Origin of the sequence: Streptomyces sp. KR55, from assembly GCF_052245645.1 — a bacterium.
Lineage (GTDB): Bacteria > Actinomycetota > Actinomycetes > Streptomycetales > Streptomycetaceae > Streptomyces > Streptomyces flavusporus.
On the sequence record NZ_JBQQCE010000218.1, the window covers coordinates 1 to 15,661 of the forward strand.

Sequence of the window (15,661 nt, forward strand, 5' to 3'; positions counted from 1 at the left end):
ACTTCGGCGCCGTCGACTGGCGGGCCGACGTCTACGTCAACGGCACCAAGGTCGCCGCGCACGAGGGCGGCTACGACAAGTTCTCCGCCGACATCACCGACGCCCTGCGGCCCGGCCGCACCCAGGAGCTGATCGTCGGCGTGTACGACCCGACGGACGCGGCGAACGGCGAGAACCCGCCCGTGGGCAAGCAGCGCCTCGACCCGAGCGGCATCTGGTACACACCGTCGTCCGGCATCTGGCAGACGGTGTGGCTGGAACCGGTCGCCGCCGACCACGTCGAAGGGCTCAGGCTGACCCCCGACGCCGCCGTCGGCACGCTGACCGTCGAACCGCAGGGCGTCCGCGACGGCCTCCCGGTCACCGCGACCGCGTACGACGGGAACCGCCGGGTCGCCACCGCCCGCGGCCGCAGCGGCGAGCCGCTCACCCTGAGCATCCCCCGTCCACGCCTGTGGTCACCCGACGATCCGTTCCTGTACGACCTGAAGGTGAGCATCGGCGGCGACCGCGTCGGCAGCTACTTCGGGATGCGCTCCATCGCGGTGGAGAAGGTGAACGGCGTCCCGCGCACGGTCCTGAACGGCGAGCCGGTCTTCCTGATGGCCACCCTGGACCAGGGCTTCTGGCCCGACGGTCTGCACACCGCGCCGACCGACGAGGCCCTGGCGTACGACCTGAAGATGCACAAGAAGATGGGCTTCAACTCGGTGCGCAAGCACATCAAGGTCGAACCCGACCGCTGGTTCTACTGGGCCGACCGGCTCGGCCTGCTCGTGTGGCAGGACATGCCGGCCATGACCGCGGGCGTGAACCCGAGTGCCGCGGCCCGCGCGCAGTACGAGCGCGAGCTGAAGCAGATGATCGACGAGCACATCAGCAGTCCCTCGGTCGTCATGTGGGTCACCTTCAACGAGGGCTGGGGCCAGTACGACGTCGGCCGCATCGCCGAGCAGGCCAAGGCCTGGGACCCGACCCGCCTGGTCAACAACCAGTCCGGCCTCAACCTCGGCGCCGACGGCGGCACCGGCGACATCATGGACGAGCACGGCTACCCGAGCCCGGCCCTGCCGCCCCGTCCCGACGGGCAACGCGCCCTGGTCAGCGGCGAGTACGGCGGACTCGGCCTCGCCGTGCCGGGCCACGCCTGGTCGGTGCAGCAGTCGTACGTCGACGTCGACCCCGCGACCTACACCGACGACTACCTCGACAAGCTCGACGAGGTGCGCGCCCTGGTGTGCCGGGGAAGCAACGGCGCGGTCTACACCCAGATCTCGGACGTCGAGGGTGAGCTCAACGGCCTGCTGACGTACGACCGCAGGGTGATCAAACCGGATGTGCAACGCCTCGCGGCGGCCCACGAGACGCTGATCGACGACGCGTCGCGGTCGGCCCCGGCCGGGTGCGTCTGACGCCCGGTCGATCCCGGCCCTGTGGCCTGTGGCCGTAAGGTCCGCCCGCCCGGGTGGCGGGCGGACCGTGGCCGGGCGTGCGAGAGGGTCCCGCCGGTTCACCGGCGGGACCCTCGGGCTGTGATGCGGATCAGGCCGTGTGCAGGGTCAGCCCATAGCGGTTGAGGATCTCGTTGACCGGCTGGAACCAGGTCTCACCGCCGCCGGAGCAGTTGCCCCAGCCTCCCGACGTGACCCCTTGTGCCTGGTCACCGCTGAGGAAGGAGCCGCCCGAGTCGCCGGGTTCGGCGCAGACGCTGGTCTTCGTCATCTGATGCACCGCGCCCTGGCTGTAGTTGACGGTCTCGTTCCTGGCCAGCACGGTGCCGCAGTGCCAGTGGGTCGTGGAGCCGGACCGGCAGATCGAGGTGCCGACAGGCGTCTCGGCCGAGCCGCGCACCAGCTGGTCCGGGACCGTGCCCCAGCCGAGGACCACCGGGACGGTCCACCAGCCGCTGCCGACGCTGACCCACGCGTAGTCGTTGTCCGGGAACGAGGAGCCCTGGAAGGTGCCGATGTGTGTGCCGTCCCAGCCGCGCACGGCGGCACCGCCCCCGCCGCAGTGTCCGGCGGTGACGAACCCGCCGTGGACCGAGAAGCCGATGGAGCAGCGGACGTTGCAGGTGTAGTAGGGGTCGCCGCCGACCGTTCCCGCCGCGAAGGTCCGCGGGGCGGCCGGCACCGTCTCCACGGTCACCGGCCCGGCAGCGCGGGCACGGGCGACGAAGCGCCGGACATCGTTGTCGGCGTGCTCGGCCTCGACGACGTTCACCACGACCGCGTTGGCCGCCGGGTCGACGTGCCAGCTGCTCACGCCCGACGGGGCGGACAGCCGGTCGATGCGTGCCTTGGTGGCGTCGAGCTGCCGTGCGCTGTGCTCGACGGTGCGGACGGCCACGCCGGTGGACCGGACGGCCCGCAGGGTCGCGGCGGAGGCGTCCGACGTGACGGCGACGGTCAACCGCTCGCTGTCCGCGTCGAACCACGAGCCGCCGTACGCAGCGCCGGCTGCCCGGCGTGCCGTCGGTGCGATGTCCCTGGCGGTGCGCTCCGCCGCCAGCCGTGCCTCCGCCTGATCCCTCGACAGGCCGAGGTCGCGCTGCATGGCGTGCAGAAGTCCGGCGGAGGCCGGCGGCGCGTCGTCGGCGGCGGTGTCGTGCGCCGCGGCCGGCAGGGTACCGGCGGCGGACCAGCTGCCGAGCATGAGGAGGGCGGCCAGGCCGGCGTGCAGGAGTCTGATGCGTCTCACGGAAGGTGCCCTTCGTCGTTCCAGCAAGGTGGGGATGGAACAACCGCAACTGAGAGCGCTCTCATGGGGGTTGGGCCGAGCGTAGCTCCGTACGCCTATCAGGTCCATGCCAATGCGCGGATTGCGCCGCATCTCGGTCGGCTATCGGTCCTGCGAGAGTTCCAGGAGTTCGGCGAAGGTGCCGCCGGCGTGCACGAGGTCGTCGTACCTGCCCTGTTCCGTGATGCGGCCCTCCTCCATGACCACGATGTGGTCGGCGATCTTCGTGTTCTCCAGGCGATGGGTGACGACGATGGTGATGCGGTCGCCGGCGATGGCCTTGATCTGCTCGAAGATCTGGTGCTCGCCGCGCGGATCCATCTGGGAGGTGGGCTCGTCGAGGATCAGCAGGGCGGGACGCCGGTACAGGGCCCGCGAGCAGGCGATGCGCTGCCACTGCCCGCCCGACAGCTCCGCACCGCCGAAGACCTCACGGGCGAGGAGGGTGTCGAGACCGGCGGGCAGTTCCTCGACCGGCCGGCGCATGCCGACGGCGTCGATCGCCTCCCACACCGGCCCGTCGTCCCGGGTCCGGGGCTGGCCGAGGGTGACGTTCTCCCGCACCCGCAGCGGCCACTGTGCGAAGATCTGCGGCACAAGTCCGGTCTGCTGCCAGACAGTTGCCGGGTCGGTCCCGGCGAGGTCCAGGCCGTTCCAGGTCACCCGGCCCTTGTCGGCGAGGTAGATCCCGGTGATCAGGCGGGTGAGCGTCGACTTGCCGGAGCCGTTGGCGCCGACGACCGCGAGGATCTCGCCCCGCCGCAGGGTGAGTGACACACCGTGGACGGCGGGCCGCTCCTTGCCCGGGTACTGGTAGACGACCTCCTCCAGCCGGATCTCGTCCACCGGCGCCGCGACCGACAACGCGCCCCGTTCGGGCGCTCGCGCCGAGGCGTCGTCCAGGAACGCCTGCATGTCGCTCAGATAGAGGCTCGTATGGAACAGGGCGGCACCATTGATGATCACCTGGGAGAGGCCGGCGAGGGTCGTCTGCACGGCCACGACGGCCGTCGCGGCGAGCGCGAGCGCGATCCTCCCCGTCGTCGCCAGCCAGGCCAGCGCTCCCCAGGTCGCGACCAGGAACACGCCGGCGACCAGGGAGGAGGCCAGGGCGATGCGCAGCGTGCGCGGGGCGGCGGCCAGCGTGCGCCGGTCGCAGCGCTCGGACAGGGACTGATACCAGAAGATGAGGTAGTCCGTCATCGAGTTCGCGCGGACCTCGTCGCCGTACTTGGGGGTCGTGGACCACCAGCGCATCATGCCTCTGACGTTGCGGTCGGCGATGTTGGCGTAGTGGATCTCGTAGTCCACGCGCGCGGTGAGCACCGCGCCGACACCGGCCGGCAGCACGGCGAGGAGCAGGAGTGGCAGCAGCAACGGGTTGAGCACGGACAGCGCCCCGGCCGCGGTGACCATCCGGATCAGGGCCGACAGGAACCGCTGTGCGTCCGTGACCATCACATGGGTGCGGATCACTCCCATCTCCGCGGCTTCCTGCCGGTCGGAGAAACCGTCGACGGCGTAGGCCGACGCCTCGACGCGGCAGACCGCCTCCACGAGTGCGGTGTCCGCCTGGGTGGTGAGCCGGGGAGTGATCCGCCGCTCGGCGTAGGCCGCCACGACGCCCGCGACCCGGGCGACACCGGCGGCGATGCCGACGACCACCAGCGCCGGCAGGGCCTGCCGGAGACGGTCGGTGACCGTGCCCGCGCCGAGCAGCGGCCCCATCGCCCGGGCCGTCGCCGCCAGCAGGACCGCGGCGGCGGCACCGGTGACCACCGGGCAGGCCAGCAGGAGCAGGACGGCCCGCCGTTCGATGCGCCAGGCCATGCCGATGATGCGGCCCAGGACCTTGGGGATCTGCGCACTCAGCCTGCGGAAGGAGGCTTCGCCGAGCGGGTTCACGGAGTACTCGCCCGAGTACCTGATCTCGGCGGGCGGTGGCGGAGGGAGGGCTTGTGTCCGCCTCTCCTCCCGGGCATCTGCTGAGGCCAACTCGGTTCCTCCGGTTCGGTCTTGAAGTACGTGCCGACGGCGACATCCGGGTCAACGACATGAGCCGCGTCATCGAACACACGTATTTCGGACGGACCGGAATCCGCAGGGCGGAGCGAGTAGAGGCTCGTGCAGGGGCCATCGACCGTTGGGCCGTCAGGATCCGCAGGGGCCCGGGATTGGCCGAAACGCCGAGGTGGAGGCGCATGGGGCGGATGGGACATCAATAGAGCTTGTTGACCGCCCTGACGGTCGTGGCCCTGAAGTCGTCGACCTGGGCGTGCTCGAAGTTGCCCATCTGCGCCCACTTGACGACGGTCACGGTCCTGCCGTCCCGGCCGACCGAGAACAGCCCTATGTCGGAGGACCCCCAGGCGGAGGCGGTGTGGATGCCGTAGACGTGGGCACCTTCCTCGACGTTCAGCCGGCCGTAGTACTTCCTGGTCGCGGTGATGTCCGGGTACTGCTGCATCAGCTTCTTCGCACAGTCGGCGAAGTCCTTGCGGAGCAGGGCGGCGAACGCCTCGGCGCGCCGTGTGTCCCGCTCGACGACCGTCACCTGAAGGGCGTTGGTGTCGTACTCGGTCCAGTACGTGCGGTGGGTGGCGATCGACGGCAGGGCCGCTCCCACACAGATCGGCAGCGGGTCCGGCTGTCCGGCGGTGACGGGCCCGGCGTACCAGGGCGACGTCGGGTGCGGCGGCAGTTCCCCCGGCTTGAGGAACCGGGGTGTGTCGGAGGCCGGCGTGCCGGCGGACGCCGCCGGGGCGGCGGTCAGGGCGACGGCCGCCCCGGTTGCCATGGCGGCCAGGGTGAGTCGGGTGCTTCGAGTGCGGACGTTCATGATTCCCTCCACATCGTTCGCTCACTACGCCTGGTACGACTCGCCGAGGGTTCCGTTCGTTGCCCTCTGCTCCTGCTGCAGATCTGTCCCGAATGTCACTGAACGGAAACTTTGATCTGTTCCGCGACGTTGTCCGGCCGGGGAACGAGCGTGAGATCTTGGAACGCCGCTTGCCCGTTCGCCAGGGCGCCGGGAGTGCTGTGACAGTGACGCCGACCGGGGCGCGTGGAGGGACCTGTGATGTCGACGCCGATGCAGCGGTTGCACCGCAAGCAGGCCTGGGCGGCCAGGGGAGCCCTGGCCGCGGCGGCCGCGGCGGTGCTGCTGCCGCTCGTCCGTGGCGGCCCGGGCGGTCTGCTGCTGCTCGTCGTCGGGCTCGCGGGTATCGCCCTCACCGTCGCCGCACTGTGGTGGGTGCTGTCCCGCCGCGGAGCCGTACGTGCCGGCGCCACTCTGCTGGCCCTCGCCACGCCCATCGGCCTCGTCGTGCTCTTTCTGCGGGAGAACCTGCTCTGGGCGATCGCCCTCTCCGGGCTGCTCTGGGCCGCGGCAGTCTGGTGCGGCCGGTACGCGCTGCGCAGCACGGGGCTGCGCCAAGGGCGGATCAAGGAGTACCGGACACCGCCGCCGAAGCGTCCCTTCCTGCTGCTCAACCCACGCTCCGGGGGCGGCAAGGTGGAGAAGTTCGCCCTGCGCGACAAGGCCGAAGGGCTCGGTGCGCGGGTCGTCCTGCTGGACCCGGAACGGCATCAGGACGTCGCCGCCCTCGCGAGGACCGCCGTGGCGGACGGAGCCGACCTCCTGGGCGTCGCCGGCGGTGACGGAACACAGGCCCAGGTCGCGGCGGTGGCCGCGGAGCACGGACTGCCGTTCCTCGTGATATCGGCCGGCACCCGCAACCATTTCGCGATGGACCTCGGCCTGGACCGCGAAGACCCGGCCGCCTGCCTCGACGCCCTCACCGACGGTGTCGAACTCCGTGTGGACCTGTGCTTCGCCGACGACCGCCCGTTCGTCAACAATGCCTCGTTCGGGGTGTACGGCGCGGTCGTGCAGAGCCCCGGCTACCGCGACGACAAGGTCGGTACCGCGCTGGAGCTGCTGCCCGACCTGCTCACCCGTCAGCGCGGTCCGCGCCTGACCGCCCGCGCCGACGGCACCACGTTCACCGATCCGCAGGCCGTCCTGGTGAGCAACAATCCCTACTGCATCGACGACCCCCTTGGCTTCGGTCGGCGCCAGCGACTGAACTCCGGCCGGCTCGGCGTCCTCGCCGTGAAGGTGGACAGCGCCGTGGAGGTGGCCGAACTGCTGCTGGATCCCCAGGGGGTCGGGGCGCTGACGGCTCGCGAGGTGGTGATCGACGCCGACGAGCCGCAGCTGGAGGTCGGCCTCGACGGCGAGGCCGTCACCCTGCGCACCCCCGTCCGCTGCCGCATCGAACGCCGCGCCCTGCGCGTCCGGGTCCCCCGTGAACGGCCCGGCGTCCCCGACCTGCCGCCCCGCCTGGACTGGCGCCGACTCCGCAAACTCGCCGCCGTCGTGGGCCGTACGGCCGTTCCTACGCGCTCCGCTCACAGGAGCCGGCCGCCGGGGGACAAGGAGCCCCGACGCTGAGAGGGCTGTACGGGGGCTTACTTGTGTGACTAGTGTGCCCGCTGATGTTCACTGTTGATATACCCCTGATTCATGTAGGACGAGGAACGGCGGCCCCGGGTTGCCTCAGGAGGTCCGGTGAGTGACGCCGTACGCTCGGCGGAACGCGCGGTCGTCAGGCCGCAGAGGGCCGCATCCGGGACGGCCGAAGGGCCGGCCAAGCAGCGCGACGCGTTCTTCGACAACGCCAAGTACCTCGCGATCGTGCTGGTGGCGATCGGCCATGCGTGGGAGCCGCTGCGCAGCGAGAGCCGAACCGTCACCGCCTTCTACATGATCGTCTACTGCTTCCACATGCCGGCGTTCATCGTCATCTCCGGCTACTTCTCGCGCGGCTTCGAGGCGACCCCGGGTCGGATCAAGCGCCTGCTGACCGGTGTCGCCGTGCCCTACGTCGTCTTCGAGGTGGCGTACACCCTCTTCACGCGGTGGGCCGACAACGAACCGGACCGGGCGTTCAGCCTGCTGGACCCCCTGTACCTGACGTGGTTCCTCGCGGCGCTGTTCGTCTGGCGGCTGACCACCCCTATCTGGAAGGTCGTACGGTGGCCGCTGCCGATCGCGCTCGGCATCGCGATGCTCGCCACCCTCACGCCGTCCATCGGCAAGGACCTCGACCTGCAGCGCATGCTGCAGTTCCTGCCCTACTTCGTGCTCGGCCTGTGCCTGAAGCCGGAGCACTTCCAACTGGTCCGCCGCCGCGAGGTGCGCCTGCTGGCCGTGCCCGTCTTCGCCTCGGCGCTCGTCGTGGCGTACTGGGCGGTCCCGCGGATGAACTACGCCTGGTTCTTCCACCGCACCAGCGCCGAGCAGCTCGGTGCACCCGGCTGGTACGGACCTCTCATGACGCTGGCCCTCTTCGGCTGCTCGCTGGTCCTCGTCGCCTGCTTCCTCGCCTGGGTGCCGGGGCGTGCCCTGTGGTTCACCGCGCTCGGCGCGGGCACGCTGTACGGCTACCTGCTGCACGGCTTCGGCATGCAGACCGTGAACCACTTCCACGTGTACGACAACGGCTGGCTGCACCGGCCGCTCGGCGAGATCACCGTGACCGTCGTCGCCGCCGTCGTCGTGACGCTGCTGTGCACCGCACCCGTGCGGCGGATCTTCCGCTTCGTGATGGAGCCGAAGATGGAGTGGGCCTTCCGGCGGACCACGCCTGCGGCAGGCGTTGCTGCACGCCCGCCGGCCTGATCGGAAGCGCCCCACGGGGCATGGCCGCGCGTGGTGTCATGCCCCGATGGGACGTCGCTATCATCCCTTAATGGGAAAAATGCTGTTTTGCCTCAAGGGGCTTCTGTCCTCGCCGGAGTGATCAATGTCCCGCACGGCCCCGACGGACGACGGCGACGAGCTGCTGGCCAGACTCGGATCGCTGACCGCCCAGGCGCGCATGCAGGCGGAGCTGCAGCGCTCCAGGGTCGAGCTGGCCATCGCCCTGCAGCGCGACATGCTTCCCAGGGATCTGCCGGTCGCCCGGGGATTCCACCTGGCCGTCGAGTACGCGCCGGCGTGCTACGGCCTCAATGTGGGAGGCGACTGGTACGACGCCTTCACGCTGCCCGACGGCCGCATCGGGCTGTCCGTCGGCGATGTTCAGGGCCACAACATCGAGGCGGCCGCCTTCATGGGCCAGGTCCGGGTCGGGCTGCGCGCGCTCGCCTCCGTGACGAGCGAGCCGGGCGAACTCCTCGCCCGCACCAATGACCTCATCCTGTCCCTCGGCGGCGACCTGTTCGCCACCTGCACCTTCATGCGGCTCGACCCGTCCACCGGAGTTCTGGAGAGCGCCCGGGCCGGACACATCCCCTGCGTCTGGGCCACGGCTGACGGAAAGTCCGGCGTCTCCGAGGACGAGGGAGGACCGCCCCTCGGTATCCAGGAGGGGATGGAGTACCCGGTGACTCGGTACCGGCTCACCACGGGCGGAGTGTTCGTCCTGCTCACGGACGGTGTCGTGGAGGGGCCGACGCTGAGCGTCGAGGCCGGGCTCGACCAGGTGGTACGACTCGCCGGGATCGCCGCCGTCGCGGGCATGGGGGCGGGCTCGCTCGCCGCCGCCGTGATCAAGGGCGTCGAACAGGTGGGGCACGACGACGACGCCGCCGTACTGGTCGTCGGCCACGACGGGCTCGACGTTCAGCCATAGGACTGGAGGCCACGTCTCTCACCTCGCCGACGTGGCGGCGCCGGTGTCTCATGGCTGCTGTGGTGGGTACCGAGGATCTACGTCGGCCGGTCGTCTTCGCCCTGCAGACGCTGGCAGTCGCCGCCGGCTACTACGCGGCGGGGTGGCTGGGCCTGCTGCGCCATCTCGTCGTCGAGGGCGCGGTGGTCACACCCATCTGGCCGCCCACCGGCGTGGCCGTGGCCTGTCTGCTGGTCCTGGGGATGCGCTGCTGGCCCGGCATCGCCCTTGGCGCCCTCCTCGTCATGACGACCCTCACCACCTTTCGGCCCGCTGCGGTCGGCATCCTCGTGGGCAACACCGCCGCCCCCGTCTGCGGGTATCTCCTGCTGCGCAAGGTGGGCTTCCGCACGGATCTCGGCCGATTACGAGACGGTCTCGCGCTGGTGTTCCTGTGCGCTCTGACCGCCATGGTGATCAGCGCGACCGTGGGCGTCGGACTCCTCGTGCTGACGGGGCGGCTCGCCGCGCCCGAATTCTGGCCGGTCTGGATGGCCTGGTGGGTCGGCGACGCGATGGGCGTTCTGATCGTCACCCCGGTCCTGCTCCTGCTGTACGGGCTGCGTCGGCCACTGCACGTGACCCGATGGAAGGAGGCCCTGGGCCTGGCCGTCATCGCCTGCGGTGTCGTGCCGGTGGCCACCCGCAGTTCCGTCAGCCTGCTCTTCCTCGTCTACCCGCTGCTGATCTGGGCGGTACTGCGCTTCCAGCTCGCGGGCAGCATGCTGTGCGCCCTGTTCACCTCGATCATGGCGACCGTCGCGGCGACGGACCGGGCCGGACCGTTCGAAGGGCTGACCCGTGTCGAAGTGATGACCAAGCTCCAGGCCTTCAACGGGGCGATGGCCCTCACGGCCCTGCTCCTGTCCGCCGTGATCACCGAGCAGCGCAACACCAGGCGGTCGGTGGAACGAGCGTGCCAGGAGCTGGTCGAGGTCCTGGAGCACCTCACCGCAGGGGAGTCCCCGTCCGGTCGGCAGGCCATGGACGACGGCCGGCGCGGACAGCCGGGAGTGCAGTGAGGGACGGCCGGCCTGTACGCAAGCGCGACCCCCGAATTGTGTTGTGGCGGTACCGGCTGCATGGCCCGAACAGCGAACGTCTATCATATGAGCGCCGCCTAGCTCGAAAGATGTACTTGTGACTGTCAACGAAGACTCGTTCACCAACTGGAAGCACCGCGAGGAGATCGCGGAGTCGATGATCCCGGTCATCGGGAAGCTGCACCGGGAGCGGGACGTCACCGTCCTGCTGCACAGCCGCTCCTTGGTGAACAAATCGGTCGTCAGCATCCTGAAGACCCATCGTTTCGCCCGGCAGATCGCCGGTGAGGAGCTCTCGGTCACCGAGACGATGCCTTTCCTGCAGGCGCTGACCGCCCTCGATCTCGGCCCTTCCCAGATCGACATCGGCATGCTCGCCGCGACGTACCGCACGGACGACCGCGGTCTGTCGGTGCAGGAGTTCACCGCCGAGGCCGTGGCCGGCGCCACGGGCGCCAACAAGATCGAGCGCCGGGAGCCGCGCGACGTCGTCCTCTACGGCTTCGGCCGCATCGGGCGGCTCCTTGCGCGCCTGCTCATCGAGAAGGCCGGCTCCGGGAACGGACTGCGGCTGCGGGCCATCGTCGTCCGCAACAACGGTGGCCGGGTCGCCGAGGATCTCGTCAAGCGGGCCTCCCTGCTGCGCCGTGACTCCATCCACGGCCAGTTCCAGGGCACGATCACCGTCGACGAGGCGAACAGCAGGATCATCGCCAACGGCAACGAGATCCAGGTCGTCTACTCCGACGACCCGACGACGGTGGACTACACGGCGTACGGCATCAAGGACGCCATCCTCATCGACAACACCGGCAAGTGGCGCGACCGCGAAGGCCTGTCGAAGCACCTTCGCCCCGGCATCGAGAAGGTCGTCCTGACCGCGCCGGGCAAGGGCGACGTCCCGAACATCGTCCACGGCGTCAACCACGACACCATCAAGCCGGACGAGCAGATCCTGTCCTGCGCCTCCTGCACCACCAACGCGATCGTGCCGCCGCTGAAGGCGATGGCGGACGAGTACGGCGTCCTGCGCGGCCACGTGGAGACCGTCCACTCCTTCACCAACGACCAGAATCTGCTGGACAATTACCACAAGTCCGACCGGCGCGGCCGTTCGGCGCCGCTGAACATGGTCATCACCGAAACCGGCGCCGCCTCCGCCGTCGCCAAGGCGCTGCCCGACCTCAAGGCGAAGATCACCGGCAGCTCGATCCGCGTCCCGGTGCCCGATGTCTCGATCGCGATCCTCAACCTGCAACTCGCCCGCGAGACAACCCGCCAGGAGGTCCTCGACCACCTCCGCGATGTGTCACTGACCTCGCCGCTCAAGCGCCAGATCGACTTCATCAGCGCCCCCGACGCGGTCTCCAGCGACTTCATCGGCTCGCGCCACGCCTCGATCGTCGACGCCGGCGCGCTCAAGGTGGAGGGCGACAACGCCATCCTCTACCTCTGGTACGACAACGAGTTCGGCTACTCCTGCCAGGTCATCCGCGTCGTCCAGCACGTCTCCGGAGTGGAGTACCCCACCTACCCGGCTCCGCTGCACTGATCTCGGCGCTGTCTGCGTCCCTGGCGAACCCTGCGGGAGGTTCGCCAGGGACGTCGTCGTTTCACGCCCCAATTGAAGCCGCGCACACGTGAATTCACGACGCGGTTGAACAAGTCGGCGCTCGGCTGCGTATGTCACCGGAAGGCTTCCATGACCAGGCCGGCCATCAGTCGTAGGAGTACTCCGTGGGACGCAAGACGCGCAGACGCCCCAAAGGTGCAAGACGGGCGACATTCGCAGCTGTCGCTCTGATGTTGGGCGGTGGGGGACTGGTGGTGGCGAATGTCTACGCCTCCGCCACCGACGGCGGTTCGGGGGGTGCGAACAGCACGCTCGTGAACGAAGCCGGGGCCGGGACGGCCACCACCATCGACTGCCCGGACGTGGGCGCCCGGCTGACCGAGGTTCCGGACGACGCGCGAGCGGACGTGGACAAGGAACTCGCCCTGCTGGACCAGCAGGTGACGGAGGCCTACCAGAAGCTCCAGGAGTCGGCGGGCGCCGCGCAGGACGGCGACTTCGACGCGGACGCGATCATGACGCCGCTGCAGGAGCAGCGGACCGGGACGATCGAGCGCATCGCCGCCGCCATCGACCGGATGGGCGAGCGTCCGCAGGGTCTGGAAGACCTCGCGGCCTGCACGCTGCGACCCGCGGGCGACCAGGGCGGTGACGGCGCCGACGCCGGTCAGGGCGAGAACGATGGCTCCCAGGACGACGAGAACCAGGGAGACGAAGGCCAGACCGGAAACGGCGGTCAGGCCGGCAACGGGCCCGTCGCCGCGGACTACGCGGACATCACCACCGTGCAGCCGAACGTCCAGAAGCCGCCCCAGCAGGCGAGCGCGTCCCGCGGCAGCTTCACCACCAGCTGCGGCGTCAACGAACAGGGCCTGTTCAACTCCGACAACGTGATCGTCGCCCCCGGTGTCATCAACGGAGCCCACCACTTCCACGACTACGTCGGTAACCAGGCCAACGACGCCTTCGCCAGCGACCAGGACCTCGCGAACGCCGAGACGAGCTGCGAGAACCCCGGCGACAAGTCGTCGTACTACTGGCCGGTGCTGCGCCTTCAGAACGGGACCGTGGAGCAGGACGCCGAGGCCCCCGGCGGCGGAATCGAGGGCAACGCCGGTGAGATCGTCACGCCCGTACAGGTCACGCTGACGTTCGTGGGCAGCCCGGTCGGCGAGGTCACGGCCATGCCGCGACTGCTGCGCATCATCACCGGCGACGCCAAGGCGTTCGTCAACGGAACCGCCAACGCCAACGCCTCCTGGAGCTGCACCGGTTTCGAGGACCGGCAGCTCAAGGACAAGTACCCGCTGTGCCCGTCCGGCAGTGACGTGGTGCGCACCTTCGAGTTCCAGAGCTGCTGGGACGGCCGGAACATCGACAGCGCCAACCACCGCACCCATGTGGCCTTCGCCGACGCCGCCGGTCAGTGCCCCGCCGGATTCCAGGCGATACCGCAGCTGGTGCAGCGCATCGTGTACGACGTCGACGCGCCGAGCCTGAACGACGGAGGCCGGACGACCCCGCTGTTCGCCGTGGACTCCTTCCCGGAGCAACTGCACAAGCCGGTCACGGACCACGGTGACTTCATCAACGTCTTCGACGAAGACCTGATGGGCGAGATGGTCGACTGCATCAACGGCGGCCGGCAGTGCGATTCGGGCGATGCGGAACCGGGCTCCGGGGCCGACCCCGACGAGGGAGCGGGGGAGCAGCCCACGGCGACTCCGGAGGAACCCCAGGACGGCAACCCCGGGGAACAGCCCGATGAGGGCAATGGCGAGGAGCAGCCGGGCGACGACGGTGCGGACAAGCCCGGCGACAACGGCGAGGACAAGCCCGGCGACGATGGCGGGGAGCAGCCCGGCGACAAGGGCAACGAGCCGTCTGCCGAGCCCTCGAACGGCGCGGGCGGCTCGGAGTCGGCGCCGGCCGCTCCCGAAGAAACCGCCCCTGCCAGTGGCGCACCCAACGTCTACGCCTCGCCCTCGGCCACCTCGCGACCGTCCGACACCGGGGCGCAGGACGACTCGGACGCTGCCGCCGCCGAAGTGCCGCAGGAGGAGGAATCCGGCAGCGACCCTTCAGCCTCCGGGCAGACCGAGCCGCAGGCCGTCCAGGGCGGACTCGCCGACACCGGTGCGCGCCTGTGGCCCGCGGCGGCCGGCGCCGTCCTTCTGATCGCCGGATTCGTCCTGCTGCGTCGCACCGCGCGCCGCTCCCTGTGACGCCCTGACCGTCGGCCGCCCGCTCAGCGGGCGGCCGACGGTCAGGGGAGGGCCGTGCGCCCCGGCGCCGTTGAAATCCTCGCCGACCCGCTACTGACCGGCGTGCGGCTCGGCGATGACACGGAACGTCGCCTCCCCGACGGCAAGAACTCCGTCGGTCAGCGGTGTGGACCGCACACCGCCCTTGCCGCGCAGGGCGCGCTGCGCGCCCGGGCCGATGGTGACGTCCATCCACGCGCAGGGCCGGGCCGGACGGTTCAGGGCGAAGGTCACGGGTCCCGCACCGCAGTCGAGAGTGATCGTCGAGCCGATCAGGGAGTCGACGTCGACGCCTCGCAGCAGGATGTTCCGGCGTGTCTGCAGAAGACCGATGGACGGGTTGATGTCGAAGGGGAGGTTCTCGACGGCCATGATGGTCACCGCCGCGTCGCGATGGACCCGCTGCCCGAAGTAGCGGTCGCCGACCAGACCGAGGCCGGCGCGCACCTCCGCTCGATGCCGCAGCTCGTCTGCGAACCCGGCCGACGGCCCGTCCGCGGGACGCCCCGCGAAACGGTGCGCGGGCGACACCAGCAGCTGCACCACCTCGACCTTGGTCATGAGGGCCAGCCTAAGCCGCCCGTCCGGGTGGCGGCTCGCCACCGCCGAGACGGGCTGCCGCGCTGTCGATCAGCATGTCGAGCGCCGCAGGGTAGGCACTGACGTTCATCTCGGCGACGAGATGGCCGGCGGCTGCGGCGATCCGAGGGTGGGTGGACTCGGGCAGCCTGGCATAGGTGGCCTGCCACACCGCCTCGTCGGCCTCCCGGGCCGCTGCCGGCAGCGCGAGCGCCGCCGCGTCGAGCGCCGCGAAGGCCAGGGCCTGGTCGATGAAGCAGTGGTAGATCCGCACCGCTTCGGCGACCGGAAAACCGGCACGGTGCAGCACATCGAGCACGGTCTCGTCGGCCGCGATCTCGTGGGCGCGTCCCGAGACCCGGCTGGCGGTGAGCACCGCCGCCTGTGGATGGGCGAGGTACGAGCGGTGGATGCGCAGTCCCAGCGCGCGCAGGTCGGTCTGCCAGTCACCGGTCGCCGTCCAGCCGTCGAAAGCGCGTCCGATGAGCTCGTCGCCGACAGCCAGGACAAGGTCGTCCATGCCACGGAAGTACCGGTACAGGGTGCTGGGGTCGGCGCCGAGGGCCAGCCCGAGGCGACGCACCGTGAGTCCCTGGCTGCCGTGCTCGCGCAGCATACGCAGCGCGGTGAGCACGATGTGGCGCTCGGAGAGCACGGCGCCCTGCTTGGTGGGCCGTCTGCGCCGTCGTTCGCTCTCCGCCACGACCCGTTTGGGCATCGCGTATTCCTCCATGGCCGGGGCGTGGTCGGGGTGTGGTCAATGGCGTTGTCGGGGACCTTACG

At 70.1% G+C, this 15,661-nt stretch carries 12 protein-coding genes; 7 read left to right on the forward strand and 5 right to left on the reverse strand.

What is annotated here, in order from left to right:
• Nucleotides 1–1,412 (forward strand): glycoside hydrolase family 2 protein (locus tag ACTWQJ_RS28345; RefSeq protein WP_443309378.1); only part of this gene is annotated, 1,412 nt, incomplete at its 5' end.
• 130 nt (nt 1,413–1,542) lie between these two features.
• On the opposite strand, the gene ACTWQJ_RS28350 is transcribed toward ACTWQJ_RS28345, so the two are convergent.
• The 3 genes from ACTWQJ_RS28350 to ACTWQJ_RS28360 all read right to left on the reverse strand — a co-directional run bounded on the left by ACTWQJ_RS28350 (nt 1,543) and on the right by ACTWQJ_RS28360 (nt 5,578).
• The gene (locus ACTWQJ_RS28350; protein WP_443309379.1) at nt 1,543–2,700 is read right to left on the reverse strand and encodes a S1 family peptidase; all 1,158 of its coding nucleotides are present in this window, start codon (nt 2,698–2,700) and stop codon (nt 1,543–1,545) included.
• A 141-nt stretch (nt 2,701–2,841) separates the two neighbouring features.
• Nucleotides 2,842–4,734 carry an ATP-binding cassette domain-containing protein gene (locus ACTWQJ_RS28355; protein ID WP_443309380.1) on the reverse strand — a complete coding sequence of 631 codons (1,893 nt, stop codon included), beginning with the start codon at nt 4,732–4,734 and terminating at the stop codon, nt 2,842–2,844.
• 223 nt (nt 4,735–4,957) lie between these two features.
• Nucleotides 4,958–5,578 carry a hypothetical protein gene (locus ACTWQJ_RS28360; protein WP_443309381.1) on the reverse strand — a complete coding sequence of 207 codons (621 nt, stop codon included), beginning with the start codon at nt 5,576–5,578 and terminating at the stop codon, nt 4,958–4,960.
• Nucleotides 5,579–5,818: 240 nt separating this feature from the next.
• Between ACTWQJ_RS28360 and ACTWQJ_RS28365 the strand changes: the two genes are divergently transcribed.
• The 6 genes from ACTWQJ_RS28365 (at nt 5,819) to ACTWQJ_RS28390 (ending at nt 14,260) form a co-directional block, all read left to right on the forward strand.
• On the forward strand, nt 5,819–7,195 hold the full coding sequence (locus tag ACTWQJ_RS28365) for a diacylglycerol/lipid kinase family protein (protein ID WP_443309382.1): 1,377 nt from the start codon (nt 5,819–5,821) through the stop codon (nt 7,193–7,195).
• 117 nt (nt 7,196–7,312) lie between these two features.
• On the forward strand, nt 7,313–8,425 hold the full coding sequence (locus tag ACTWQJ_RS28370; RefSeq protein ID WP_443309383.1) for an acyltransferase family protein: 1,113 nt from the start codon (nt 7,313–7,315) through the stop codon (nt 8,423–8,425).
• Nucleotides 8,426–8,549: 124 nt separating this feature from the next.
• Complete coding sequence (locus tag ACTWQJ_RS28375) at nt 8,550–9,380, forward strand: PP2C family protein-serine/threonine phosphatase (protein ID WP_443309384.1); 831 nt, start codon at nt 8,550–8,552, stop codon at nt 9,378–9,380.
• A 59-nt stretch (nt 9,381–9,439) separates the two neighbouring features.
• The gene (locus ACTWQJ_RS28380) at nt 9,440–10,441 is read left to right on the forward strand and encodes an MASE1 domain-containing protein (RefSeq protein ID WP_443309385.1); all 1,002 of its coding nucleotides are present in this window, start codon (nt 9,440–9,442) and stop codon (nt 10,439–10,441) included.
• A gap of 118 nt (nt 10,442–10,559) precedes the next feature.
• On the forward strand, nt 10,560–12,014 hold the full coding sequence (locus ACTWQJ_RS28385; RefSeq protein WP_443309386.1) for a glyceraldehyde-3-phosphate dehydrogenase: 1,455 nt from the start codon (nt 10,560–10,562) through the stop codon (nt 12,012–12,014).
• 272 nt (nt 12,015–12,286) lie between these two features.
• Nucleotides 12,287–14,260, forward strand: a complete 1,974-nt coding sequence (locus tag ACTWQJ_RS28390; RefSeq protein ID WP_443309387.1) for a DUF1996 domain-containing protein — start codon at nt 12,287–12,289, stop codon at nt 14,258–14,260.
• Nucleotides 14,261–14,350: 90 nt separating this feature from the next.
• On the opposite strand, the gene ACTWQJ_RS28395 is transcribed toward ACTWQJ_RS28390, so the two are convergent.
• On the reverse strand, nt 14,351–14,860 hold the full coding sequence (locus tag ACTWQJ_RS28395; protein WP_443309388.1) for a molybdenum cofactor biosysynthesis protein: 510 nt from the start codon (nt 14,858–14,860) through the stop codon (nt 14,351–14,353).
• 10 nt (nt 14,861–14,870) lie between these two features.
• The gene (locus ACTWQJ_RS28400) at nt 14,871–15,596 is read right to left on the reverse strand and encodes a TetR/AcrR family transcriptional regulator (RefSeq protein WP_443309389.1); all 726 of its coding nucleotides are present in this window, start codon (nt 15,594–15,596) and stop codon (nt 14,871–14,873) included.
• Nucleotides 15,597–15,661 lie beyond the last annotated feature (65 nt).